Annotated in this window: 23 protein-coding genes; 7 read left to right on the forward strand and 16 right to left on the reverse strand. The window is 70.2% G+C overall.

From position 1 onward, the window contains the following. Positions 1-88 precede the first annotated feature (88 nt). From ABZ079_RS33190 to ABZ079_RS33200, 3 genes are all read right to left on the reverse strand, one after another. Positions 89-955 (reverse strand): MerR family transcriptional regulator, encoded by an 867-nt coding sequence (locus ABZ079_RS33190; RefSeq protein ID WP_356943168.1) that lies wholly within the window; start codon positions 953-955, stop codon positions 89-91. Between the two features lie 68 nt (positions 956-1023). Continuing rightward, positions 1024-1524 carry a glutathione peroxidase gene (locus ABZ079_RS33195; protein WP_356943169.1) on the reverse strand — a complete coding sequence of 167 codons (501 nt, stop codon included), beginning with the start codon at positions 1522-1524 and terminating at the stop codon, positions 1024-1026. Positions 1525-1747: 223 nt separating this feature from the next. Beyond that, positions 1748-2740, reverse strand: coding sequence for a helix-turn-helix domain-containing protein (locus tag ABZ079_RS33200; RefSeq protein ID WP_356943170.1), 993 nt, complete (start codon positions 2738-2740; stop codon positions 1748-1750). Between the two features lie 87 nt (positions 2741-2827). Here ABZ079_RS33200 and ABZ079_RS33205 point away from each other — a divergent pair, with 87 nt between their 5' ends. After that, the gene (locus tag ABZ079_RS33205; RefSeq protein WP_356943171.1) at positions 2828-4030 is read left to right on the forward strand and encodes an MFS transporter; all 1203 of its coding nucleotides are present in this window, start codon (positions 2828-2830) and stop codon (positions 4028-4030) included. Here the strand turns inward: ABZ079_RS33205 and ABZ079_RS33210 are convergent. From ABZ079_RS33210 to ABZ079_RS33230, 5 genes are all read right to left on the reverse strand, one after another. Beyond that, positions 3963-4802: a slipin family protein gene (locus ABZ079_RS33210; protein ID WP_356943172.1), complete on the reverse strand. Its 840-nt coding sequence runs from the start codon at positions 4800-4802 to the stop codon at positions 3963-3965. The two genes, ABZ079_RS33205 and ABZ079_RS33210, sit on opposite strands and share 68 nt — an antisense overlap. A 193-nt stretch (positions 4803-4995) precedes the next feature. Next, positions 4996-6378 carry a DUF4407 domain-containing protein gene (locus tag ABZ079_RS33215; protein WP_356943173.1) on the reverse strand — a complete coding sequence of 461 codons (1383 nt, stop codon included), beginning with the start codon at positions 6376-6378 and terminating at the stop codon, positions 4996-4998. Further along, positions 6368-7891 (reverse strand): hypothetical protein, encoded by a 1524-nt coding sequence (locus tag ABZ079_RS33220; RefSeq protein ID WP_356943174.1) that lies wholly within the window; start codon positions 7889-7891, stop codon positions 6368-6370. The genes ABZ079_RS33215 and ABZ079_RS33220 overlap by 11 nt, the downstream gene beginning before the upstream one ends. A gap of 5 nt (positions 7892-7896) precedes the next feature. Then, the gene (locus tag ABZ079_RS33225) at positions 7897-10038 is read right to left on the reverse strand and encodes a hypothetical protein (RefSeq protein ID WP_356943175.1); all 2142 of its coding nucleotides are present in this window, start codon (positions 10036-10038) and stop codon (positions 7897-7899) included. Between the two features lie 18 nt (positions 10039-10056). Beyond that, positions 10057-10851 (reverse strand): hypothetical protein, encoded by a 795-nt coding sequence (locus tag ABZ079_RS33230; RefSeq protein ID WP_356943176.1) that lies wholly within the window; start codon positions 10849-10851, stop codon positions 10057-10059. 328 nt (positions 10852-11179) lie between these two features. Between ABZ079_RS33230 and ABZ079_RS33235 the strand changes: the two genes are divergently transcribed. Continuing rightward, positions 11180-11701 (forward strand): Pycsar system effector family protein, encoded by a 522-nt coding sequence (locus ABZ079_RS33235; RefSeq protein WP_356943177.1) that lies wholly within the window; start codon positions 11180-11182, stop codon positions 11699-11701. Positions 11702-11726: 25 nt separating this feature from the next. On the opposite strand, the gene ABZ079_RS33240 is transcribed toward ABZ079_RS33235, so the two are convergent. Further along, positions 11727-12425 carry a Crp/Fnr family transcriptional regulator gene (locus ABZ079_RS33240; RefSeq protein WP_356943178.1) on the reverse strand — a complete coding sequence of 233 codons (699 nt, stop codon included), beginning with the start codon at positions 12423-12425 and terminating at the stop codon, positions 11727-11729. Positions 12426-12688: 263 nt separating this feature from the next. Here ABZ079_RS33240 and ABZ079_RS33245 point away from each other — a divergent pair, with 263 nt between their 5' ends. Then, a complete protein-coding gene (locus ABZ079_RS33245) occupies positions 12689-13171 on the forward strand; it encodes a DUF5994 family protein (RefSeq protein WP_356943179.1) in 483 nt (160 codons plus the stop codon). Positions 13172-13207: 36 nt separating this feature from the next. On the opposite strand, the gene ABZ079_RS33250 is transcribed toward ABZ079_RS33245, so the two are convergent. Both ABZ079_RS33250 and ABZ079_RS33255 read right to left on the reverse strand, forming a co-directional pair. Then, positions 13208-14401 (reverse strand): GAF domain-containing SpoIIE family protein phosphatase, encoded by a 1194-nt coding sequence (locus tag ABZ079_RS33250; protein ID WP_356943180.1) that lies wholly within the window; start codon positions 14399-14401, stop codon positions 13208-13210. A gap of 140 nt (positions 14402-14541) precedes the next feature. Then, a complete protein-coding gene (locus ABZ079_RS33255) occupies positions 14542-15090 on the reverse strand; it encodes a DUF5994 family protein (RefSeq protein WP_356943181.1) in 549 nt (182 codons plus the stop codon). 955 nt (positions 15091-16045) lie between these two features. Between ABZ079_RS33255 and ABZ079_RS33260 the strand changes: the two genes are divergently transcribed. Together ABZ079_RS33260 and ABZ079_RS33265 are read left to right on the forward strand one after the other, a co-directional pair. Then, entirely contained in the window at positions 16046-16222 is a 177-nt protein-coding gene (locus ABZ079_RS33260; protein ID WP_356943182.1) for a hypothetical protein, read from the forward strand. Continuing rightward, positions 16222-16437 (forward strand): hypothetical protein, encoded by a 216-nt coding sequence (locus ABZ079_RS33265; RefSeq protein WP_356943183.1) that lies wholly within the window; start codon positions 16222-16224, stop codon positions 16435-16437. Before ABZ079_RS33260 ends, ABZ079_RS33265 begins: the two co-directional genes overlap by 1 nt. Positions 16438-16576: 139 nt before the next feature. Here ABZ079_RS33265 and ABZ079_RS33270 read toward each other — a convergent pair whose 3' ends face one another. Together ABZ079_RS33270 and ABZ079_RS33275 are read right to left on the reverse strand one after the other, a co-directional pair. Further along, positions 16577-17434, reverse strand: coding sequence for a GNAT family N-acetyltransferase (locus ABZ079_RS33270; protein WP_356943184.1), 858 nt, complete (start codon positions 17432-17434; stop codon positions 16577-16579). A gap of 247 nt (positions 17435-17681) precedes the next feature. Then, positions 17682-18203: a hypothetical protein gene (locus ABZ079_RS33275; protein ID WP_356943185.1), complete on the reverse strand. Its 522-nt coding sequence runs from the start codon at positions 18201-18203 to the stop codon at positions 17682-17684. A gap of 409 nt (positions 18204-18612) precedes the next feature. On the opposite strand from ABZ079_RS33275, the gene ABZ079_RS33280 reads away from it, so the two are divergent. Further along, positions 18613-18813 carry a hypothetical protein gene (locus ABZ079_RS33280; RefSeq protein WP_356943186.1) on the forward strand — a complete coding sequence of 67 codons (201 nt, stop codon included), beginning with the start codon at positions 18613-18615 and terminating at the stop codon, positions 18811-18813. Between the two features lie 450 nt (positions 18814-19263). Here the strand turns inward: ABZ079_RS33280 and ABZ079_RS33285 are convergent, their stop codons facing one another. The 3 genes from ABZ079_RS33285 to ABZ079_RS33295 form a co-directional block, all read right to left on the reverse strand. Continuing rightward, a complete protein-coding gene (locus ABZ079_RS33285; protein WP_356943187.1) occupies positions 19264-19743 on the reverse strand; it encodes a hypothetical protein in 480 nt (159 codons plus the stop codon). Between the two features lie 41 nt (positions 19744-19784). Next, positions 19785-20471 (reverse strand): amidase domain-containing protein, encoded by a 687-nt coding sequence (locus ABZ079_RS33290; protein ID WP_356943188.1) that lies wholly within the window; start codon positions 20469-20471, stop codon positions 19785-19787. A gap of 1622 nt (positions 20472-22093) precedes the next feature. Continuing rightward, positions 22094-22783: a hypothetical protein gene (locus ABZ079_RS33295; RefSeq protein ID WP_356943189.1), complete on the reverse strand. Its 690-nt coding sequence runs from the start codon at positions 22781-22783 to the stop codon at positions 22094-22096. A gap of 198 nt (positions 22784-22981) precedes the next feature. Here ABZ079_RS33295 and ABZ079_RS33300 point away from each other — a divergent pair. Further along, positions 22982-23287, forward strand: a 306-nt coding sequence (locus ABZ079_RS33300) for a helix-turn-helix domain-containing protein (protein ID WP_356943190.1), incomplete at its 3' end; no start/stop codon positions are given.

The following is a 23287-nucleotide window of genomic DNA, read 5'->3' on the forward strand; positions in this document are numbered from 1 at the left end:
CCGTCCTTGCCGAGAGGGCCCACCCCTTTTCCGGGCCCGGTTCACCTCCGGGGGCTCTCAACCGGTGTCGAGGGCAAGCGCGTCCCTCTCACCTCACCGGGAACGCCACATCGCACACGGCGTCCTCGGGCCCCGCCGCGTCCCAGTCAGCGAAATAGACCTCCCGGCAGGGACCCGCCACCTCCAGCCCCTCCCCGGCCATCCACTGCTCCACCGCTTCGAAGGCGGCCAGGATCTGCGGATGCGCCACCTGGGCCTTGGTGATCCGGGTGTAGGCCAGCCGTACCGCAGGCTCCACCCGCACCCTCGTCTCCCAGGCCCGCCCCTGCCGCTCGGCCCACGTCCGGGCCGCCGCCTCGTCGGCCACCGGCACACAGGACTCGGCCGGTCCGTCGCTCTCCATCGACACCTCGGAGTGGTAGACGACGAACGGTGCGCCCGTGACGCCCCCGCACTCCCGGGCAGCCGCCTCCAGCCGCCCCAGTGACGCGCCGATCCAGGTCGGCAGCTCGTCCGCCAGCGTGTGCCGCGACTCGGTGATCACCACCCGCGCCGGTACGTCCACGGTCTCGATCACGAACTTCTCGTACATCTCGGAGTTCCTCCCCGACAGCCGTCCACGGAGGTACTCGGCGAGGGTCCGCTGCCCGGCCACCCGGTTCTCCACGTCCGCCCAGTAGGCGGCGAGCCGGTCGGCGGCGTCGGTGCCCTCGGCCCCGACCACCTCGGCGATCCGGGCGAGCGGCATGTCCAGCTGCCGCAGCAAGGCCACCAGGCGGGCGCGTTCGACCTGGTCGGCGCGGTAGTAGCGGTAGCCGCTGGGCACGTCGACATGGGCCGGTGCCAGCAGGCCGAGCCGGTCGTACAGCCGCAGGGCCTTGGCCGACAGCCGGGCCCGCGCGGCGAACGCGCCGATGGTGAGCAGCTCCTCGGTCACGATGCCATCCTCCGTCACCGGGCGGTTCCTCTCCGCCCGGTGAGGAGGACGTTCGTCCTTGCCCCAAGGACAAGGTCAAGCGATGCTCAGCCGAGCTGGCCCTCGATGGCCGCGACGACCTCGGCCGACTCGGGCTCGGTCTGCGGCGAGAAGCGCGCGACGACCTTCCCGTCCCGGCCGATCAGGAACTTCTCGAAGTTCCAGCGGATGTCCCCGGTGTGGCCCTCGGCGTCGGCGAAGCCGACGAGCCGCTCGTACAGCGGGTGCCGGCCCTCGCCGTTCACCTCCACCTTCTCGGTCAGCGGGAAGGTCACGCCGTAGGTCGCCGAGCAGAACTCGGCGATCTCCTCGGCGCTGCCGGGCTCCTGTCCGAGGAACTGGTTGCAGGGCACGCCCAGCACGGTGAAGCCCTGCTCGGCGTACCGCTCCTGGAGCTTCTCGAGGCCCGTGTACTGCGGGGTCAGGCCGCACTTGGAGGCCACGTTCACGATGAGCACGGCCTTGCCCGCGTACTGCGGCAGGTTCGCGGAGCCGCCGGTGAGGGCTCCGATCTCGACATCCAGCACGTTGTGGTCAGTAGTCGTCATGCCCGGATGCTAGCCGGGCCGGGCGACGAACCCCTCCTCCCGCTGGGGAAGGTGGCCCGACGGGCGCGGGTCGTCGCAATGCCGCCACCAGCCGTCACCCCCTGGGCCGTCGCCGTGCGCAACACCGCCCTCCGGCCGGCTCCCTCCCGCGCGACCGGCCGCACCATCCTGCGCATGCCGACTGGACGCCACCGGGCCCGAGCCGACGGGCCCCTGCCGTTCCTCACCCCGGCTCCCGGCGCCGTGAGCGGTCCTGTCCGGCCTCGACCAGGACGTCACCGGCGGCCGTCCGCACGTACAGCACCGATCGCCCGGCCCGCCGCCGTTCCACCAGCCCCGCCTCCCGCAGCACCTTCAGATGCCGCCCGACCGAGCCCAGCCCCTGCCCGGTCACGGCCGTCAGCTGGCTGGTGCTCAAGGGGGAGCCGAGGAGCACGAGCACCCCGGCGCGGGCCGTCCCGAGCAGGGCGTCCAGAGCCGCCGGCACCGCACGGCCGCCGTCCCCGGCCAGTACGCCGGTGCAGGGATAGACCACGGCGTACCGCTCCCGCCCCTCCCAGGACACCCACCCCGTCCGCTGCGCGGTCACCGGCACGAACACCAGCTCGGCGCCGGAGATCTCGCGCGGCGGATACTCGTGCGGGTTGACCTGGAACCGGTTCTCACCGAGCCACCGCGTCCCGCCCGGCCGCAGGGAGTCCAGCACGCTCACCCAGCCGCCCTGGCTCACCTGCGCGGTCCGCGCGACCACGTCCGCCTCCAGCACCCGCCGGCGCCGCTCCCAGTACGGCCGTACGGTCTCCTCCCACACCCACTCCAGCAGCGCGGCCGCCCGCTCCGGCAGCTCGTCCCGGTCCAGTACGGCGGGCAGCGGTCCGGCGAGGGAGAGGCGCAGGTGCGCGCGGGCATCCGCGGGGCGGGTGGCGCGGACCCGGGCGATCCCGTCCGGGAAGCTTTCGCCGTCGCGGGGCGCGGGGGTGAGGAAGTCGGCGATCCACTCCCTGCCCAGCGCCGCCCGCACCAGCCGGGCCGTCACCGGGTCGGTCGCGAGCCGGGCCCGGTAGGCGGGCAGGTGGGTGCCCAGCCACGCGTGCTCACCGGGATGCGCCCCCTGCCCGGTGTGCAGCAGCTTCAGGCTCGCGAAGGTCTCGGCGACGGGGGAGAGGACGAACCGGCTGCGGGCCAGGGTGTCCGCGTTGAGCTGCCACCACCCCACAGACCTCTCCTCGTACGCCTCGTGCGACCTTTCGCGTGACGGCGAAACAATAACGAGCCTGATACGGCCCATCCCAGACTCCGGGATATGCCCAGCTACCGATCCCTGTTCCGCACCCCGGAGTTCACACCGCTGTTCCTCGGCGCCGCCGCCCAGAACGCGGCCAGTACCGTCGGCGGACTCGCCCTCGCCACGCTCGTCTACCGGGCGACCGGCTCCCCGCTGCTGTCGGCGGTGAGCATGTTCGGCCCCTCGCTGGCCCAGGTGCTGGGCGCGACGTTCCTGCTCTCCGGTGCCGACCGCCTGCCCCCGCGCACGACCCTCGCCGCCATCTCGCTGGCCTTCGCGGCCGGTACGGCGGTCCAGGCGCTGCCCGGCCTGCCGACCGGCGCGCTCTTCACCGTCGTACTGCTGCTGGGCCTCGTCGCCTCACTCGGCGGCGGGATCCGCTGGGGCCTGCTGAACGAACTGCTCAGCAAGGACGGCTACCTGCCCGGCCGTGCGCTGTTCAACATGATGAGCGGCCTGACGCAGATCACCGGTTACGCCACCGGCGGCGCCCTGCTGGCCACGCTCTCCCCGCGCCTCTGCCTGCTGCTGGCGGCGGCCCTGTATCTGACGGCCGCGCTCGTCCTGCGGCTCGGCCTGAGTGCCCGCCCGCCCCGGGCCACGGGCCGCCCCTCCCCGTCGGCGACCTGGCGCACCAACGCCCTGCTGTGGTCGTCCCGGCCGCGCCGCCTCACCTACCTGGGCCTGTGGCTGCCCAACGGCCTGGTCGTCGGCTGCGAGTCCCTCTTCGTGTCGTACGCCCCGCACGCGGCCGGCACCCTGTTCGCCTGCGGGGCGCTCGGCATGTTCGCCGGGGACGTGACGGTCGGCCGGCTGCTGCGGCCCGCGGTGCGCCGCCGGCTGGCCACCCCGCTGCTGCTTCTGCTGGCGACGCCGTACCTGGTGTTCTGCGCGCACCCGCCGCTGCCCGCGGCGGCGGTGTGCGTGACGGTCGCCTCGGCCGGCTTCGGCGCGAGCCTCGTCCAGCAGGAGCGGCTGATGGAGCTGACCCCCGGTGAACTCGCCGGACAGGCGCTGGGGTTGCACTCCGCCGGCACGCTGAGCCTGCAGGGCTTGAGTGCCGCACTGGCCGGGACGGTGGCCCAGTTCACCTCACCCGCCGTGGCCGTGTCGGCGATGGCGGCGGGCTCGGTGTGCGTGACCCTGGCACTGGTCACGGCTGCTCGACGGACTCCGGTGCGGCCTTCTCCTGCGCCTGCGCCGGAACGGACTCGGTCCTGATCTCGGCGTCGATCTTCTGGGTGGCCCGGTCGAAGTACCGCAGCAGTTCGACGGGGAACGGCATCACCAGGGTGGAGTTCTTCTCGGCGGCCACCTCGACGACGGTCTGCAGGAGCCGCAGCTGCATGGCCTCGGGCGTGTCCGACATGATCCGCGAGGCGTTGGCGAGCTGCTGCGCGGCCTGGAACTCACCGTCCGCGGTGATGACCCTGGCCCGCCGCTCCCGCTCGGCCTCGGCCTGCCGTGACATGGACCGCTTCAGCGACTCCGGGAGCTGGACGTCCTTGATCTCGACCCGGTCGATGTGGATTCCCCAGCCGGCGGCCGGGCTGTCGATCATCAACGCGAGTCCCTCGTGCAGCCGTTCCCGGTCGCTCAGCAGGTCGTCCAGATCGCTCTTTCCGATGATGGACCGCAGGGAGGACTGGGCGACCTGCCCGACGGCGAAGACGTAGTCCTGCACCTCGATGGCCGCGCGCACCGGGTCGGTCACCCGGAAGTAGACGACGGCGTCGACCTTCACCGACACGTTGTCCCGGGTGATGCCCTCCTGGGTGGGCACCGGCATGGTCGCGACCTGCACGTTCACCTTGCGCATCCGGTCGGCGAACGGGATGAGGAAGGTGATGCCGGGCTGCCGGCAACTCGGCAGCGCCTTCCCCAGCCGGAACACCACCCCGCGCTCCACCTGGTTGACGACCCGCATCCCGCTCTTGAGTACGAGCAGCAGAAGCAGGACCACGACCACCACTACGACGACGGTGCCTTCCACGGCACTCCCCTCTCCGATGCGAGTTCCGTCCCTTGGGGACATCGGGGAGGACACCGGGGCGGGTGCCGGTGGATCCGTTACGGGCGTCAGGGAAACGTAAAGAAAAGGGCAGCGGCGTCGTCGAGTCGGCTGCGCTGCCGGACGGCGCCGGCCGGGGGCGTCCCCCGCCCGGCGCCCCGGCACGCGGACCGGGCTACGCCCGCCGGGCCCGCAGGATCCGGTCCATCCTCGCCTCCAGTTCGGTCCGCTCGCGCGCCGCACGCTCCGCCTCGGCCCGGTGGTACTCGTGCTCCAGGCGGCGCATGCGGTCGGTGGTGTCCTGTTCCATCCGGTGGCGCCGCACCTCGTGCTCCAGCCGCGCGCAGGCCTGCTGCACCTGGAGTTCCTCGGCGTACAGCCGGCGGCTCGCCGTGCAGCGGGCGCCGAGGAGGGTGTCGTAGGTGGTGGCGCCGCTGAGCACCTTGGCCAGGACGGGCATGGCGTCCAGGCACAGCAGGAGCAGATGCAGCACGACCGTCAGGAAGAGGGCGAAGCCGTCCGACCGGGCGACCTCCTTCAGGCCGTGGGCCCGGGTGAGGATGCCGTCGGTGTCCAGGGCGGCGGCCCGTTGCCGGGTCTTGGTGTCGATGGCCCGCTGCAGCAGGGGCTGGTAGTCGCCGGCCGACTTGTCCTTGCGGGCGGCCAGCGCCTGGGACTTGGTGGTGAGGTCGGCGAGCTGCTTCTCATATGTCGTGATCTTGCTGTTCGCGCGGTAGTCCGAGGTGGCCCGGCGGGCTCGTTCGCAGGTGATGGTGACGTCCCGGACACCGTTCCGCCAGATCCAGTTCTCCTTGCCGCACAGCCGCTGCTCGGTGGCCATCTTGTCGCCGAGCGTCTTGTTGATCGCGTCCACCTGGGTCCGCAGCACCGCGGCGCGGGCGGTGTTGCTCCGGATCTGCCGGGCCAGCTCGGCCGGCGAGCCCGCCACCTTCAGCTGGAAGCGGCCGCATGCGGGGCGGTCGGTGGTGGACGCGCCGTCCGTGGGGTTGCAGGAGACGAGCATGCCCCGGTACTCGGCCACCTTCTGCTCGTTGCCCACGGATATCTCCTGGCGGATCTCCTTGTCGAAGATCTGGAAGAGGATCGGCTCCGCGATGAACAGGCCGAGGAGCACCGAGAGAAGGAAGCGAACCAGCAGCGTCCATTTCCTGACCGTCGTGCCGTGGGTGCTGGAGACCAGCCAGCTGTCCAGGGCGAGGATCACCCAGAACCAGACCACCGCCACGCCCAGGACCGCCGGCAGGGGCAGGTCGGAGCGGAAGCTGGCGAGCGCCAGGGTCATGGACAGCGCGCCCAGCAGGGCCGTGTTCACGACGAGCGCGCCGTACCAGGTGTAGCGGGTGCGTTCCTCCGGGACCCAGGCGAGGAGCGACTCCTCGACGCCGATCAGCCGGCGCAGCCGGGCCGCCGGACCGGGCGTGAGCGGTGCCGGGCGGGCGGAGCCCCGCTCGTCGTCGACGGGGACGTTCGCGGAGGCGTTCACGGAGGCGCCGGCGGAGGCGTCGGCGGTGACATGGAGCGGGGTGTCAGTTGCCAAGGTGTGCCTCCTGGTTGGCGGGGTCGAAGCCGTCGTCGTCGCCCTCGGGCACGGCCGCCTCACCCTCAGGGGACTGCCGCGGGCCCCGGCGCAGCTCGCCCTTCACATCGGTCGCGGGTGCCTCCCGCTGCCGCTGGTTGTACGGCACGTCACCGACGCTGTTGATGAAGGCGCCCGCGTCGTAGGCCGTGCTGTCGAAGAGCCCCCGGTCGATGGCCTGCCGGGTGAGGTCGGCGCGCGCCGCCAGCTGCTCCTTCGCCCACTCGCGCTCGTCCCGCTGCAACCGCTCGGTGTCGGCGCGTTCCTCCTGACGCCGGCGCAGCCGGTCCTCGTGGTCCAGGTCCCAGCGACGGGCCTCCTCCGCACGGTCGGCGGCCGCCTCGTCGCGCTGCTCCCTGCGGAGCAGCTCCTTGCGCTGGTCGTCGCGCTCGACCTCCCAGCGAAGGTCCTCGCGGTCCAGGGTGCGCCGCCGCAGCTCCTCCTCGCGCTCGAAGCGGAGACGGTCGTCCTGGCGTGTGTACCGGTCCCCCTCGGCCGCGTGCAACCGCTTGAAGACCTCATCGGCGCTGATGTCGCCGCTGCGCCAGGCCAGGAAGGCGGCGGCGAGCGGGTCGGAGCCGATCAGCTCGAAGTCCTGCCCGAGTTCTGCGCGGGTGAACCGGTTGCGCTGCCCCTCCAGCGTGAGGTCGTGCTCCTGCTGTTCCGCGCCGCTCACGCGCTCGTACCGGGTGCGCAGGGTGTCGAACTCCTGCCGGTTGCGCTCCTTGTCCAGCTCCTCCTCCTGCCGGTTGCGCTCCATGCGCACCGCCTTCAGGTTGCGGATCTCCTCGCGCTTCAGCTCCAGTTCGGCCTCGCGCAGGGCCCGGTCCAGGGCCGCCTGCTGCTCCAGCTCCTCGCGGTGCCGGTCGCGCTCCCGCTCCCGGCGGTCCCGCGCCATCTCCTCGACGATCGCGGACATCTCCGCCGGCGTGAGAACCTCGATCAGGCCGTGCCGGGTCCGCAGACCGGACACGGTGGCCGGGCGCATCTCGTGGTAGGCGGTCAGCCGGGCGTCGATCCGGGCGCGCACGGCGGCGGAGTCGACGAACAGCAGATCGCCGCCGTCCTCGGTGAGCCCGGGCACCTCGCGCAGATGGGCGAGCAGCAGCGCCTCCACGTCGGTGACCCCGTCGCGCACCACGGCACACGGGTCGGTCACCGTGCAGTAGAACCACGCCCGTACCGTGAACTCGCCCGCCTCGGCCGACGGGATCCGGGTCTCCACCAGCACGGGCACCTCGACCCGCCGGTCCACGACGGTGACCGAGCTGGCCTCGACCACCACCGGGTCGTCGGCGCTGAGCTGCCCCTGGTCCTCGACGTACTCGTCACCGACCCGGAAGACCCGCACCTGGTGCGCGGCGAGCCGGGGCAGTTCGTCGTCGTCCCGCATCGCGCGCTTCCTCAGGATGCCGCCGCGTTTCTCCGGACGCCCGTACTCCCGCTGCTCGACGAGCGGGTATTTCTCAGCCATGCCTGTCAGTCCTCCGTGCTCAGTACGGCGGTAAGGAAGGTGTCGATCAGGGGGGTGGCCGCCTCGTCGGCGCGCGCGGCGACCTGCCGGAGGGCCTTCTCCAACTGCGGTCGGTCGCCGGGGGCGAGGGCCGCACCGAGGGACCGGCCGAAATGGCCGGCCACCTGCGCGGGGTCCGCCGCCACGGTGGGCAGGTCGCGCAGCGTGGCGTACAGGCCGTGCACGGCCAGGGACCGGCGCGGCCGGTTCGCCAGCACGCCCGCCCACAACTCGCCGATCGTGTCCGTCTGCCGGGGATCGCGCTCCATGACCCCGGCGCACATCCGCCGGCCGGTACGCGCGTCCCGCGCCCGCAGGACGGTCAGGACGGCGTCGAGGGTGTTCTCCTTGGGCTGCCCGGTCAGCGTCTCGCGCTGGGCCCGCAGCCGGTACGCGAGCGGCCGGAACACGGCGCCCGTGTCCTGCCCGCACTCCGCGAGGACCGCGACCAGACCCGCCAGCGCGAACGACGCGTCCACGGGCAGGCCACCGCGGCGGACGATCAGCCGCAGCAGGGTGGTGACGGCGTCGGTGGGGAAGCGCACGCCGAGCGCCCCGCTGAACGCCGCCGCAGCCGTCGACCGCAGCGCCGGGTCGGGTGAGCGGGCCCAGTCGCGGGCGACACCCAGCGCGGTGGCGGCGAGGCTCTCGTCCAGGCACATGCACTGCAGTACCAGGGTGGCCGTGGACTGCCCGGCGGGGCCCGCGGCGCCGCCCGCCCACGGGCGCAGATAGTTGTCGGCGACCTCGTCGAACGCGGGCCGGGTGAGCAGGGCGAGCCCCTGGGCGACGGACAGCTGCATTCCCAGGCCGGGCTGCCTGCCGACCAGCTCGGTCAGCCAGTCCCGCACACCGTTCCAGAACGGTGTCGAACGCTTGGTCCACAGCTCCTGCAGCGTCCATTGCCGGTACGAGGAGTGCGGGAAGACCAGCGCGGTGCGGGTGAGCGCGCCGTCCTTGCGCTCTTCCACCCCGACGAGGGCGTTGCGGCTCAGCGACTGCCGGCGGTCCACGGTCCGCCGGGCGGCCTCGGCCTGCTCCTCCTCGGTGACCGGCGCCGGGAAGGCGTGGGCCAGCCAGAACTCCAGCCGCTCCTGGCAGGTCTCGAAGTCGCGGTAGCCGGCGCCGTTGACGAAGGCCAGCGTGGTCACCTCGGCCCACTCCTGCGGCGTACGGTCCCGGGCGAACCAGTCGCGCACCGGCTGAGCCGCGCTGCTGCCGTACTCCTGCCAGACCCCGGCCGGCTCGGCGCCCCGCGCGATCCGCTCGGCGGCCGCGGCGACCTCGGCGATCCGGCACCCCGAGGGCATCAGGGCGACGGCCCGCTCGACGGTGTCCCGGGCGCACCCGGCCCGCACCAGCCGCACCCGCAGTACCGCCGCGAGGTCGGGGAGCCGCCAGGACACGTGCCGCACGGACTCGACCGGGCTGCCGTCCACCGGGTGCACGGTGGTGACGACCAGATGCGCGCCGTGTTCGCGGACGGTGTCCCGCACCCGCCGCCAGTCGAAGTCCGCCGTCTGGGAGAGGTCCTCGTTCATCCGGTCGAGGAGCACATAGCCCACGCCCTTCTCGAACGCGACCCGGCCGCCCGCGAGGTCGTCCAGGCTGCGGCCCGGGGAGAGCACGACGTACTCCGTGCGCTCGGCGACCTCGGCGACGAGTGCCACCGCCGCGGACCGCTTGCCCGAGCCGGGCGAACCGATCAGCACCACGACCCCGTCCCGCGCCAGGGCGTCCGCCGCCTCCTCGAAGCAGCGGGAGGGCTTGACGTACGGCGCGAGGATCGCGTCCGCCTCCCCGGCGTCGAGACGGCCGACGGCGCGCCGGCGGGCGTTGCCGGAGTCGGTGGTGCCGATACCGAAGAGGGTCCGGGAGGCGTTGAGCTCTCCGTAGAAGAACTGGTTGACGTTGTTGTGGTGCACCTGGCCGGGGGAAGCGCCCGGGGCCGGGGCGGCCGCGTCCCGCTGCGGCTCGCCCTTCGGCTCCGGTTCACCCGGGTCCGGCGACTCCGGCGGGGCCTGCGTCTCCGCCGCGCCCGGGGCGTCCGGTGCGTCCTGCGCCTCCGGTTCACCTTCGGTGCTCTGCTCGCTGTGTTCCGTGTTCATCCTCAGCCGTCACTCAGGTCACTTGGAGATCCCGAAGACGGCTCCGTGGGCGTTGATGGTTCCACCGCTGAACACCTGAACTACCGCGTCTGAGGCGGGAGTTGGCGCACTCGGCGCACTCGGGGGGCGCACAGCGGTCGCCGTACCACCCCCCGTGCTCCCCGGCGCTCCCGTCTCCACCGCACCGCCGGCGTCCACCGCACCACCGGCGCTCTCCCCGCCGAGGGCGAGGGAGTTCGCGTCGTACCCCGGCACCCAGATCCACGCCCGTCCCACGTACTCCTTCTCCGCGATGCGCACCTCACCGAAGTCCTGCGCCCGGATGGTGGTGTACGCCTCGCCGATCACGTCGTTGAAGACGGTCGCGGAGACGGCGAGGGCCAGGCACGCGTCCGGTGCCGCGGCCAGGGCCGTCCTCAGCACCTTGCTGTCCAGCATCCGGCCGATCTCGACCGGGCCCCGGCCCTCGAAACCGTTGGCGGCCGGCGAGGCCGTACCGAAGTGCACGGCGGCCCGCAGCCGCAGCCACGCCTCGCGCACCCGGTTGCGGTTGAACTCCCTGAGCCCGGCGTCCAGGTGACGCATGAACGGGTCGACGAGATCGGGCTCGGAGGTCCCCTCCGGCAGGACCGCGAACACCGAGTCACCCCCGACCTGCGTCTGCCACCGCTCCCGCGCCAGTCCGGCCGCGGTGGCCGACTCGCCCAGCAACCGCTGAATGGCGTCCTGCAACTGCCGCTGCGTCACCACGTCGACGCCGCCGTATCCCTTCGCGTCGACCGCCAGCAGCAGTCTGCGACCGAACGTTCCCATGCTCGAACTCCCCGCTCACTCAGATGGAACCGCGTCCCGGGACGGTGGGCCGGGCGTGCTCCGGTACACACCGGCGTCCGCTCCCCCGGACCGCGGACGCCGGTAGGCCAGTCGTACACGCCCCGTGCGCCGCGAACCCCGTCGAAATACGGGATGCGGAAAGATGCGGAAACATATCGGGGGCAACGCAAGTTACGGACGAGTTCGGTCAGTTGAGATCGGAAGTGACCCGCCGGCGTGGCGAAACCCGCAGAAATCCCGGGTCTCGCGACCGCTTTCCGGGCTCACTGGAGGTGACCCACAGCCCACCGGCAGCCGAAGGAGCCGCATGCCGTCCACCGGTAACCGTGCGGACAGCCGTCCCGCGCAGTCCATGTTCACCTCCCTGCAAACCACCCACCAGCACGCCGACACCAAGGCCGGGATCCTGGCCGCCGCCCAGGCGGCCCTGGTCGGCACGGCCGGTGCCTGGAGCCCGCCAGCCCTGCGCACCGCCGCGGCGGGCGGCGCGACCGGCGTGCTCGCCGGGACCCTGCTGGCCCTCTTCCTGTGCGGGATGTTCGCCGGCGCCGGTTTCCTCGCCGCCACCCTGTGCCCCCGGGTGCTGCGCCCCACCGGCGCCAACCGCTACAGCTTCGTCCACCTCGCCTCGGGCCCCGACATCCTGCCCGCCCGCACCGCCGGCGACGGCACACCGGACCAGGAACGCCGGGAACTGTCCCAGACGATCCGGTTCTTCTCCCAGGTGGCCGTCCGCAAGTACCGATGCGTCACGGCAGCGGTCGTGTGTACGGCGGTGATGGGGGTGAGCGCCGGGTTGCTGGTGGTGCTGCGGCCGGCGCTGGGCTGAGGGCCGACGGTCCGGCCGGTCGGGCTCAGCCGTCCGGTGGCAGGTCCGCCAGCTCCCTGAGACGGACCAGGTCCCGGATGACCGTCGAGCCGTACCCCGTCTCCAGCAGGCCCTCCCGGCGCAGCTCGCGCAGCCCCTTGTGGACGGTCGTCTCGGCGGCACCGGTGAGCGCGGCCAGCTCGGGCTGGGTCAGCCGGCAGCCGAGGACGACACCGTCCTCGACCGGGTGGCCGGACGAGGTGCCGAGCTCCACCAGCAGCCGGGCCAGCCGTACCTTCGCCGGATACCCCCGGAAGTCCAGCCGCCTTCGGTTGGCCCAGCGCAGCCGGTCGGCGATGATCCCGGTCAGGATCAGGTGGACCTCCGGGCGCTGGACCAAGAGGGTGCGCAGCAGCCCCGGTTGCACCACCCGGGCGGTCAGCGGGCCGCACGCCGTCACGGTGGCCGAGCGCGGAGCCCCGTCCATGGCGGCCATCTCACCGACGCTGTCGCCCCCGACCCGGACCGCGAGCAGCGACTCCTCCCCGTTCTCCACGCGTGCCGTCACCTTGGCGAAGCCGGACAGCAGCAACAGCACATGCCGGTCGCGGGCGCCCTCGCTCAGCAGCACCTCTCCCGCCTCGTACCGCGTCGGCGCGCCCAGCTCGAGCAGCTCCCGCCGGGCCTCGGGCGACACCGCCCCCAGCAGACTGCGCGCGGGCCACTCCGCGGAGCTGTAGGCCATGGCACTCCCTCCGGCCGATCGGATCCGTTGTCCGTCACCGCCCAGAATCCTGCCCGCTGTCGCGACCGGAGGCAGCCGAATCCGCCACGTCCTGCCCACCGGGGGCCGCTCGACACCGCTCGCCGGGCCATGCGACGCCGACCGTGGCCGCCGGTACCCACGGCAGGGCGGGCACGCCGGCCGGCGTCCGTGGCACGGGGAGTAGCGTGGAGGTGCGAGGCGAGTCCCGTGGTCGCACCGATTCCCGAAGACGGGTGATCCCCATGACCGGCTCCGACCTGTCCCCGGCTTCCCGGCATCTGCCCAGTAGCGTGCACGAGGCCGTGCGGCCGGGGTGTGCGCTGCTCCGGCTGGAGACCACGGAGTCGCGCGAAGGCGTCCTCGACGGTGCGTGGTGGCCGCGGTCGCGCGACGTCGGCGCCGAGCTGCCCGCACTGCTGAGCGCCCTCACCGGCCACCTCGGCCCCGTCACACGCGTCGGGCTGGACACCGCGGCCTGGGAAGGGCTTCCGACGCGGATCGTCGTCGACGACCGGGTGGTGCACATCGACTCCTTCCCGGTGGGCGATGACACCGTCCTGATCACCCGTGGCGACCAGGACGTGTTCTCGCTGCTGGTGATCCCGCCGCAGGCGACACCCGAGGCCGCCCATGCCGCGATGGCCCAGGCCGTCCGGGCGGACAACATCAGCCAGGCGGGACAGATACTCATCGATACCGGAAGCGGGCAGGACCCGCCGGTCTGACGAGCGGGCCGCGGCCGGCGGAGCGGCGCCGCACGGTCAGCCGCACCACTCCACCAGGAGCAGCGTCGCGTCGTCCGTGGTGTGTCCGCCCCGCGCCCGCTTGAGCGTGTGGGACAGGGAGCGCGCCACCGCCCGGATCCCGCAGCCGGTCATCTCCAGCTGGTTCACCCATTCGATCAGCTGGTCCTCCCCGAACTCCTCCTCCCCGGTCTGGTGCTCCTCGATCAGTCCGTCGGTGAAGCAGAGGAGGCGGTCCCGCTCCTCCAGCCTCATCTCGCTCGTCCGCGGCTCAGGACCGCCGAGGCCGACAGGCAGGGTCGTCGGACCGGTCAGCCGGAGTATGACGCGATGATCACGGACGAGCATCGGTGGAGGGTGCCCGGCGTTGACCCACTGAAGATGTCCCGTCGTGGTGTCCAGCCGCATCATCTGCGCGGTCACGAAGTGTTCGGGGCCGAACTGGTGCGCGACGGCGCGGTCCATGAAGGAGTAGGTCTTCGGCAGCCCGGTGCCGGCGCGGCGGGCGTGACGGTAGGCGCCGATGGCCACGGTGGCCATCGTGGCCGCGTTCAGTCCATGGCCCATCGCGTCGATCATGGCCACGTGGAGGACGTCTCCGTTGAGGGCGTAGTCGAAGCTGTCACCCCCCACGTCATAGGCGGGTTCCAGGATCCCGGCCACGGCCACCCGCGGCATGATCATCGCCAGGGGCGGCAGCAGGGACCACTGGATCTCCGCGGCGACGCTCATCGATTCACCGCGTCGGACACCGAAGAACAGGTCCGAGTAGCCGTGCTTGGTCACCAGGAGGTCGGCCACCAGGCCGGCGAGCCTGCGCAGTATGCGGCGGTCGTGGTCGTCGACGCTGTCCAACGTCAGTGCCATGACCCCGACCTGGTCGCCGCCGTCCAGCAGCGGCAGGAGGACCCGCACGCCGTCGTCCTCGGGCAGCTCGACGGAGTGGGCGCCGAGAAAGCAGCGGCCCGCTGCGGAGTCGTCGATCACCTGCGGTTCCCCGCCCTGGAGACCCTCGCCGGGCAGGGGTGCGAGCAGCAGCTGGCCGTAGTCCTGCAGCAGCACCTGCGGTCGGCGGCCCCCCAGTTGCTCCACCACGCCGGCGAGCAAGGGCCCGATGAGATGGGGCGGCAACTCGTGCGCGCGATCGAGGACCTCTCCCAGCAGAGCTTCCCCGAAGCTCTCGGAGCGGTCCGCGCGCCGTCCGGCCGTCATCCCCTCACCCGCCATGGTCCGAGCCGCCGATCGGAGCGACGGGCTGGGACGACGCAGCGTCCCCCAGTGTCATCGCTCCATCGAGGGGCCGTGGACGCCCGGGCCGGTCCGGTCACGTGGACCCGACCGGAACGGACCTCTCACCTGAGCCCGGATCCTCCCTCCGACTCGTCCGTGTCCTGCCGGTCGAGGCGGCTCTCGGCGAGTGCCGGCAGGCGCGGAGCCGACTGTGGGTTCTCGGGACCGGCGGCTGCGGTCAGCAGCCAGGTGGCCGCTGCGGCCGGCTGGTCCGGTGGGATCACCAGCGGTTCCCAGCGTCCCACGGTGCCGCAGTCCCCGGTGATGGCATGCGCCACGGCGGCGAGGCCGGTCCGAACCACCTCGACCACATGGCCGGGCGCCATCACCCTCCGCGGGGCGTCGGGCCGAACGGGCGCCATCACCTTCCGCGGGGCATCGGGCCGAACGGCGATCCCCACGGTGACGCGGGTGACGGTGCCGGCGCTCGGATCCAGGGAGCCGACCAGCGCGGGCAGCTCCGGTTCCAGCGCCTCGCAACGCGGCCACCGCGCTCCGTCCAGCGGGCCGTGAGCGACGTCCGGCGTGAGGGGCGGCCGGGGCAACGGCATCCGGTAGGTGTGTGCGTCGCCCGGAGCCGTACCCTCGGCGGCCTTGGTGATGGCGTCCATCGTGCGATCCCGTCCCGCGCGGCCTCCGGCTGCCCGTGTGCTGTCACTCGCCGGGACGGCGCCGTGGTCGTGCGGCCGAATGGCTCTCGGTACATGCCAGGCTACTCCCGGCCGTGGCGCACGGCGCGGCGCGCAGCCATCACCCCCGGAGGCAGGCGGCCACCCCGTGGAGAGGCGCGCGGCCATCGGCGGCAAGACGCCCGGATAGGCCCGATTCGAAGAAGACCTCCGGATCATCCCCGAGAACGAAGGCAAAGCCGTCCTGCGGCAGATCGCCCACTACGTCACGTCGAGGGGCCAGGGCCGTACCGTGTCGAGCAGGGCGCAGGCGCGTGCGGGTGCGCGCCGGCGCAGGGCCGCGACGTGCCGGGCGAGGGTGCACAGGCACTGGCGCAGAGAGCTGTTGACCGGAGGACCTCATGGTCGACCGCGACCCCCCGCCCCTGATGTCCACCGAGCGGATCATCTCCGCCTGTTCCCTGCCCGTGCAGTGGCTCGGCGCCGTCACCGCGGAGGCCCCGACGCGACGAAAGTGATCCCCGGCCAGCGCACCGCCGCCGCCCTCGACCTGCCTCTGCGCCTGCTGGCCGGCGCCGCCCGCGCCGCGCTCCAGGGCGCCGCGCAGGACTACACCGACCTGCTCGGCGCGCCCGGCTCCCGAGGACGAGACCGACGCCGACTCCGGACAGGACATCGCCCCGGACGCCGACGCCGAGGTCACCGACGACGAACCGCCACCTCTGGAAGCGGGGTTCTACCTCTACGAGGACATCGTCCTCGGCGTCCTCGGCGTCCTCGGCCCGCTCCTGGCCGACCACGCACCCACCGCCACCGTTCCCCCCACCTAGCTCAAGGCGTCCTTCTCCGGTCCCGACGGCCCATGAGCGAGCCCGCCCAAGAGCCCGCCACCGGCGGATCCGCCCAGGCGGACAGCACCATCCACAGAAGGGAAACCATGGCCACGCAGACCCAGGCACCCCACCTCGGCTTCGGCATCCTCAGCACCGTCCCGGACCCGGTGAACCCCGGCGACATCACCTTCACCCTCAAGGCACCGACGGGGTTCGTGTTCACCGGCCGGCTCTCCTGGGCCTACCACGACGTCAACACGCTCCAGGCGAAGGGCAACTGATGACCACCCAGGGCAAGCTGGGCGACCAGGGCCGCACGCTGACCTTCACCCACAACCCGAACCTGGCCACCAACCAGGAGTGCCTCGGCTACGCGGCCCAGGTCACCGCCACGGACGGCCCGAAGCCGGGCCGCTACACCGATGGCGAGCTCCGGGTGGGAGCCGCCAACCCCGTCAAGCTCAAGGGTCGCGTCCTCGGTCCCGGCGAGGACTGATCCTCCGCCGGCGAACCGGCCCGACGGTGGCTCCGGCGTTCAGCCCGGAGCCGCCCCCGGGGAGCGGCCCACGCGGCCCACGGATGTCGCACCCCTACGGCAGCCCAGCGGGCCCCAGGCCCTCGTGCGCACGCGGTGGTCAGTAGAGGATCGAGGGCAGGTACGCCCCCTCGGGTTCGTTGTAGAGACCGATGCTCATCAGACTGAACAACTGCACCACGCTGAGGCCGCTCGCCAGGCACCACCGCAGCAGCAGGCTGTTGCTTGCGGGTACGAGGAAGCCGGGTCCGCCGAACGTGGGCGCCGAGGCGATCAGGGCCTGCAGGTCCGGGGTGGTCTCGGCCACGGCATGCGCGAAGAACGCGACGTCCGTGGCGTACCCGGTCACGCGCCGTTCGCGCTCCACGACACGGGCCGTGCCCTGTTTGAGGGCATCGGCGACCTCGCCGCCACGGTCGACGCCGTGGACCCGCCGGCACAACTCGTTACAGGCGTGCAGGTCCGCGTCGACCGCTTCCCGGACGGTGTGTCCGGGGATCTCTCGCAGGATCGCCGGCCCCTGCATGCAGGCCACGGTCTCCCGGAACACGAATCCCAGGCTGACGTACAACGAGAACGATCTGTTGTGATACCCGCTCTGCAGCAACCGGATCCCCGGCGCCCCGCGCTCGGTAGTCCGGTCCATCACATCCTGCATCAGCCGTCGACCCACACCCCGGTTCTGAACAGCGGGATCGATGGTGATGGGGCCGACCCCTACGGTCGGGGAGCGCTCGTCCAGAAAATTGCTTCCCACGATGCGCCCGTCGAGCTCGGCGACCACGCTGTAGAACCCCGGGTTGGTCAGCGCCGCCTCGATCAGCGCGACACCCACCTCGGGACTGGGGATGTCGGAGGGAAAACCGTGCTCACGAGCGATGCCGGCGAAGGCCTCGAAACAGATCCTGCCGCACTCCGCGGCATCGTTCGCGGTACCTGGGCGCAGGACGAGGTCCACGATCCCCACCTCCCTCGGCGCACCGCACGCACAGAAGACTCCCCTTCATGTTCCGCCCGCTCTGGCAGGGGTGCAAAACCGGACGAGCGCGCCAGACCTGGGCCGGGAGTGCTCGGAGCGTTCTTCTCATGGACCCCTTTCTCAGCCTGGCTGGAAGACGGCCTGCCGGTCTGGGCTGCCGAAGGCTTCATCACCATGCGGGGGGCCTCCATTGGCGTGGGATGCTGACCAGCAAGTTCCAGGGCGGTCAGTGATGGATGGTCGTCTTGGCGACAACGATGATCAGGCCGAGCGCCAGGTTCACCAGACCGGAGACCACGACCAGTCGGCGAGAGGCTCCGGCGCGCATGGCGGCAACGGTCGACCACGCGACCTGCTCGATCAGGGCGACCCCCAGTGCGAACCATGCCGTCTCGGCAAGTCCAAGCCTCAGCAGGGGACTGATCGCCACTGCGACGGCTGGGGGAACGGCGGCCTGGACCATCGGCCACTCGTGCCGGGCCACATGGCGTACCTCGCTCCAGCTCAGGAGTTGCCCGTGCGCCCGCTCCCCGGCCAGGCGGGCGTAGACATGCGCGGCCCAGAACACGATGCCGGTGACGAGGAGGAACAGTACGAGTTCGAGGCGGGGGAACGGACCGAACGCTCCGGTCCCGGCTATGACGGACGCGGCCAGGAGTGCACCGTAGATCGCACCTGCGTAGTCGGTCCGCGGCCCGGCCGGACGGTGCTGTGCGGTGCCGCCGCTTGAGGAGGGGACGCTGGGCACATCTCCAGGATTGCCGGGACCACCGCCCAGTGCACGACGAAGGCCCACCCGCTTACAGCAGTCGGCCGCCGCGGCGGGAATGGCTGAACAGCACCCAGGTGTCCACCTCGTGGTGGAACCTGCGGCACCCCCTCCAGGAGTTCGATCCGGGGCCGCTCCCGCTGCTGCCGTCGGCTGAGGCGACGGCCGGACGTAGATGTCGGTGTACGCCTCCGTCCGGCGTCGTCGATGTCAGCCCTGGATGTCAGAACCCTTCTGAGCCGTAGCTCTCGAGAGACCGGCCAACGAGGGTCATACAGTCCACCTCGAGGCACTGTCACCCGAATGGCGCAACATGACGTGCCACCCACATGGGTGAAGATCAGGCTGACTAGTGCCCCAACCGTGGAATCCGTGAAAGGGGAACCAAATGCGCATTCGACGAATCCTCGCCGCCGTCATCGCCACGGCAGCCCTCACCGGACTCGGCCTCACAGGCGCCGCCACCGCCACCGCACAGGGTGCCACATCCTACGTCACCCCTTCTGAGTGCAAGCAGGGCGGCGGAACGCCTGATCTGACGGACAACGTCTGCAAGGGCGGCACGCACAACGGGGAGAAGATCGACTGAGCCCCACGAGGCGCCTCGCAGCCACGCGCCGCGGGGCGCTACCCCACCGATGCCCCTGGAGCTCGCCAACCGCTACGCGACCCCGAGCTGGTCGAGGGGCCGGATGGCAGCGTAGTTGGCATCCCGTGCGCGCCCTGGCCCATCAGTGCGACAGCGACTCCCGCAACTGGGGGCAGAAGGCGCCCGCTGTGGCTCGGGAACGGCTGGCGGATCGCGTGCTCTACGGCAAGCACGGGCCAGGGCGACGCGACCGGGCGCCTGACGCGGATGTTGTCGCCCTCGCTGCCGAGATCATGGGCGGCATCGACGAATGAGCTGCGTCACAGAGATCCCCGGTCATGGTCTCCCCTGAGGGCCCGCTCCCTGAACCACTGGCCTTGCGCGGGGAGGAGCCGGATGCCCTGGTCGGTCTGCACCGGCCGAGGGTGCAGACCGACGCCAACGGAGCGGTCAGCTAGGGGACTTGTCAGTCGCGGCGGGATCCTTGCCCGGTTCAGGCGACTGGTGCGTGAAGACCACGAGGTGCCAGGTGCTCTTCTCCCGCGTCACGGTGAAGGTGTCCTTCAGCGACTTGCCTGTCTTGTCCTCGGCCACGAGGCGGGCGGATCCGTTGTCCGGGCCCATGTCGTGGTCGATCTGCAAGTCCATGATCTTCCAGTCTCGGCCGCCTCGGTTTGCGAGGATCTGTGCGGCCTCCTTCCTCGACCACTCCTCGTCCTTGACTCCGCCGACTTCGATCAGTGCCTTCGCGCTCCGGGCGTTCAGAGCACGCACGTAGGCTTCGACGGCCTCGCGTGCCCCGTCGGAGGTTGCCGGACTCACGGGAACGGGTGCCGAGTTCGCGGGTTCGGCATCATCGTTGTCGTTGGATGAGCAGCCGGATGCGACAACCAGGGCAGCCGCCACGGCCAGAAGCCCTCGACGTTTCACAGCACACTCCTATGTATCTCCTGTGAGGGGGCAGCAGCCTGTCACGTGCGGTGCGCGTACCACCAGATACGCGGGTGGTCCGAGAGGAGCTTGCTCAGGCTTCCGTTGTGTGTGTCGCCGCTGTGGTACGTCAGGTACGGGGTGCCCCGGTACTTCTTTGTGACGATCATCGAGTGGTCGACGTTGTCGTTGCGGTTCCAGTCGGCCTGGAGAACATCCGCCTTCGCCAACTTCCACACGTTGTCGAGGCGCTTGGTTCTCCTTGAGTGTTTCGACGCGAACCAGTACCAGTTCTCTGCACCCGCCCACGTGTAGGACGTCCACCATGTGGCGGGCCCGTAGAACCAGTACTTGTTGCTGGTGCGCTGGACGATGGCGCCGCCCTTGGGGTCCCACCCGCCAGCAAGCATGGCCTGCGAGACGAAGTTGGTGCAGTCGGTGCTGTACGTGCGGTAGGCGTCGTTGTGGTGGTCCCAGTACTTGTTGGCGTACGACACCATCTTGTCGTGGTTGTAGCTGGCGGAGGCCGCCGGCTTGACGACGGCGTCGGCGCCGCTGTCGGGCAGCGGCCCGGTGGACGACGGGGCCTCCTTGGCTCCCTCGTCCTCGTCCGGTTTGCCACCCCCGGCATCGGGACCGGCGTCCGGGTCAGCGTCGGTGATCGTCCTGCGCCGCTGGGGACCGGCCCGAATCGCCGGCCTGTTATGGCTTGTGCCGCCACCGTGCACCGCGTGTTGCCACCCGCTTTAGGAGTTCGATTCAAGCCAGCTGCGGCTGCGGCCGTCGACTGGTGCCACGGCCGAGCAGAACCGCTGGCGTACGCCTCCGTTCGGTGCCGTTGATGTCACCCGTGGATGTCAGAAGCCTTCCGATCCGTAGCCGTACGGAGATCGGTAAGCGGAGGTCATACAGGTTGATCGCGAGAGCTGCTATGGGGCGCTCGCTGTTGGGGGCGCAGTATTTCGTGCTGTACAGCACAGTCCGATCGTGTCGTGCGGGTCATGGAACAGGGGCGCCGACAAGAGGACAGCATTCACTGACGTCTCGTACACCCCACGGGCTGTGCAGCTGAATCTCGCCTCTTGGTGGACAGCCCTTTCCTCCGGGACACTCCTTCGGGGGAGGGAGGGGCTCGATATGTACAACGCCTTGTCACTCGTCATTTCGCTTGTAGCATTAGGGCTCTCGGGATTCGCTACGATTTGGCAACTACGCCAGGCACGCTCAACCAGCCACATGACCATGCTCCTTGATGTGGCCCTGCATAACATTCGGGACAGAGATTTCCAGAGAGACCAGCATTACGTTCTGACGCGGCTTGCACAGGAACATGAGCCTGTTGTTGGAATGGATGCTCTGCCCGAGCCAGTGCGTACGATGACACGCAACGTGGCCTTCAGTTACGAGTACATTGGAGCAATGGTTGCCCTGGGTCTGGTTGATTCAGGTCTCGCGCTTAGCGTCTTACACTTCCGCGTCAGGCAAGTTTGGACAGCACTGGAACCGTATGCGCGCGCGGAGAGGGAAATAAGAAATGCTCCCTTCCTCCCCTTCTTTGAGAATCTCTATTTGGTGTCATGCGCGGAACCCACTGCCGATTTCTTGCGCTCTCTCAATTTGCGCACTTCTGACGGGAATTCGCCTTCCTAATAAAGGCGTCCGCGAAGTCTGAGCAGGAATCGTCGGCAAACATTTCATCCATTCGACATTTACCTCGATCGGCTCGTCCGAGCCTCAGCAGTGGAGTGACCGATTGCTGAGGCTCATCTGTTGTCCCTCAACTCTGCTTCATTGATCGGCATCTGCATCGATATCCGAGGCACGGCCCCTGAGCAGGGGAGGAGCCATCATCGACTGTTGTCGCCTGTCGTTGTTGAGCGCCCCCGCACGGCCCGGAGACGGCCCGGGCGGGGTGTGGCGGCGCCCCTCGATGCGCGAACTACGGGCGGGGAGGTCGCTGAGGTTTACTCGGCCGGTCAGCCGTGGTCCTGGGAGTGGTGCCGGTCGGCTGCGGTCTGTGCGGTTGCTGGACTCCGCTGCTGTACAGCCACAACTGATCACCGGCGGCCGTGACCTGCGACCGTCTTATCGACGGAAGCTCTGACCTTCCGCTGAGCTGTCGTCAGTTACCGGCGTTGGTCATCGCTGAGCGACCTTTCACGGCCCGCGGACGGCCCGGGAGGGCGCTGGCGCTGTGGCACCGCATTAGGAGTTCGATCCGAGCCTGCTCCCGCTGTCGATCGCAGCGAGGCTGCTAAGGGCGGTTGTGGGCATGGCGGATCTGGAAAGGTGTGTAGTGCCTGCCGCTAGACCTGTAGGTTCGCCTTTTTCTGGAAGCCTAATTATTTCCTTAGTTTGCAGCACCTTTGGGGCGCAAGGTGCCGGAAAACTTGGTGTCCCACTCCCGGCCGTTCATTATTACATTTCCGGACGCCTCGACGCTGATGCGCCGGTCGCTAAGCACGTCGAGGTGCACCTCAAGTTTTTCCGGACACTGCGCTGGGCCCGTCTCCTTGGTTCCTGTGGCGAAAAGCAATTCTGTCTCGTCCGGGGTGACGAAATCATCCGTTACTGCCCAGACGCATTTCACGAGCCCTTCGGCGGTGAGGGTGCCGCTTAGATCGCCATCCGAGGTCTCTGCCTCGAATGAGCTAGCAAGGTCCCTTGAGCCGCCTTGCTGACGCAGCGTCCCCGCCCATTCACCATTAAACGCTGACTCTGGGAAAATCGCCCGCGCCCAGCCAGGGGAATACTCTACGAATATCCAGAATACTAGCGATATCATAGAAAGGGCTGAAACTACTCCCAGAGTATCGGACATTCTGCGCCGGATTGCGCTTAGGTTCTCTGGAGACTCATTTCCACTAAGTAGCAGGACTGCCAGTGTTGCGATAACGGTGACGACGCCCAGGATTCCCAGCGTTATGTATCCGCCGGGTATGTGGGGCGCGAGTCGATCTGAAAGTAGGCTGCCGCTTACCCCGGCTGCGATCGTTGCAAGCAAAAGTATGATGACCGTTACAGGCCTCGGAGACCCCATGCTCCCCCCGGTTAGTAATAGCGCGACTGGCGCTTAAGAAGTGCGCCACGCGAGCCATGCGAGTACTTAACACTCATTCTGCGAGGGTGTAAAGCCGACAAATGTTCGGGAGGATGCCGTCGACTCGCCGCCACTGACCTTTGCGGGTTGATGTCGTTGAGGGCTGACGACGTTTGATCGTTGCGGTATGCCGGTTGTGTGAGATATCCGCAGGGTGGTGGGCTGACGCCTGAACGACAGGCGTTTCGCGAGCGGATCCGGCTGGAGGCCGCGGAGCGATTCGCTGCGGGTGTCTCCAACGCGGAGATCGCCAAGGACTTACGGGTGAGTGTGTGCTCGGTGCAGCGCTGGCGCCGGGCCTGGCACGACGCCGGCACCGAGGGGCTGCGGTCTGCCGGGCCCGTCTCACGACCCAAACTGAGTGAGGCCCTGTTCGTCGTGCTCGAGCAGGAACTCGCCAAAGGGCCGGTCGCGCACGGCTGGCCGGACCAGACGTGGACGCTG

The sequence above is a fragment of the Streptomyces sp. NPDC006314 genome (assembly GCF_040613075.1).
Lineage (GTDB): Bacteria > Actinomycetota > Actinomycetes > Streptomycetales > Streptomycetaceae > Streptomyces.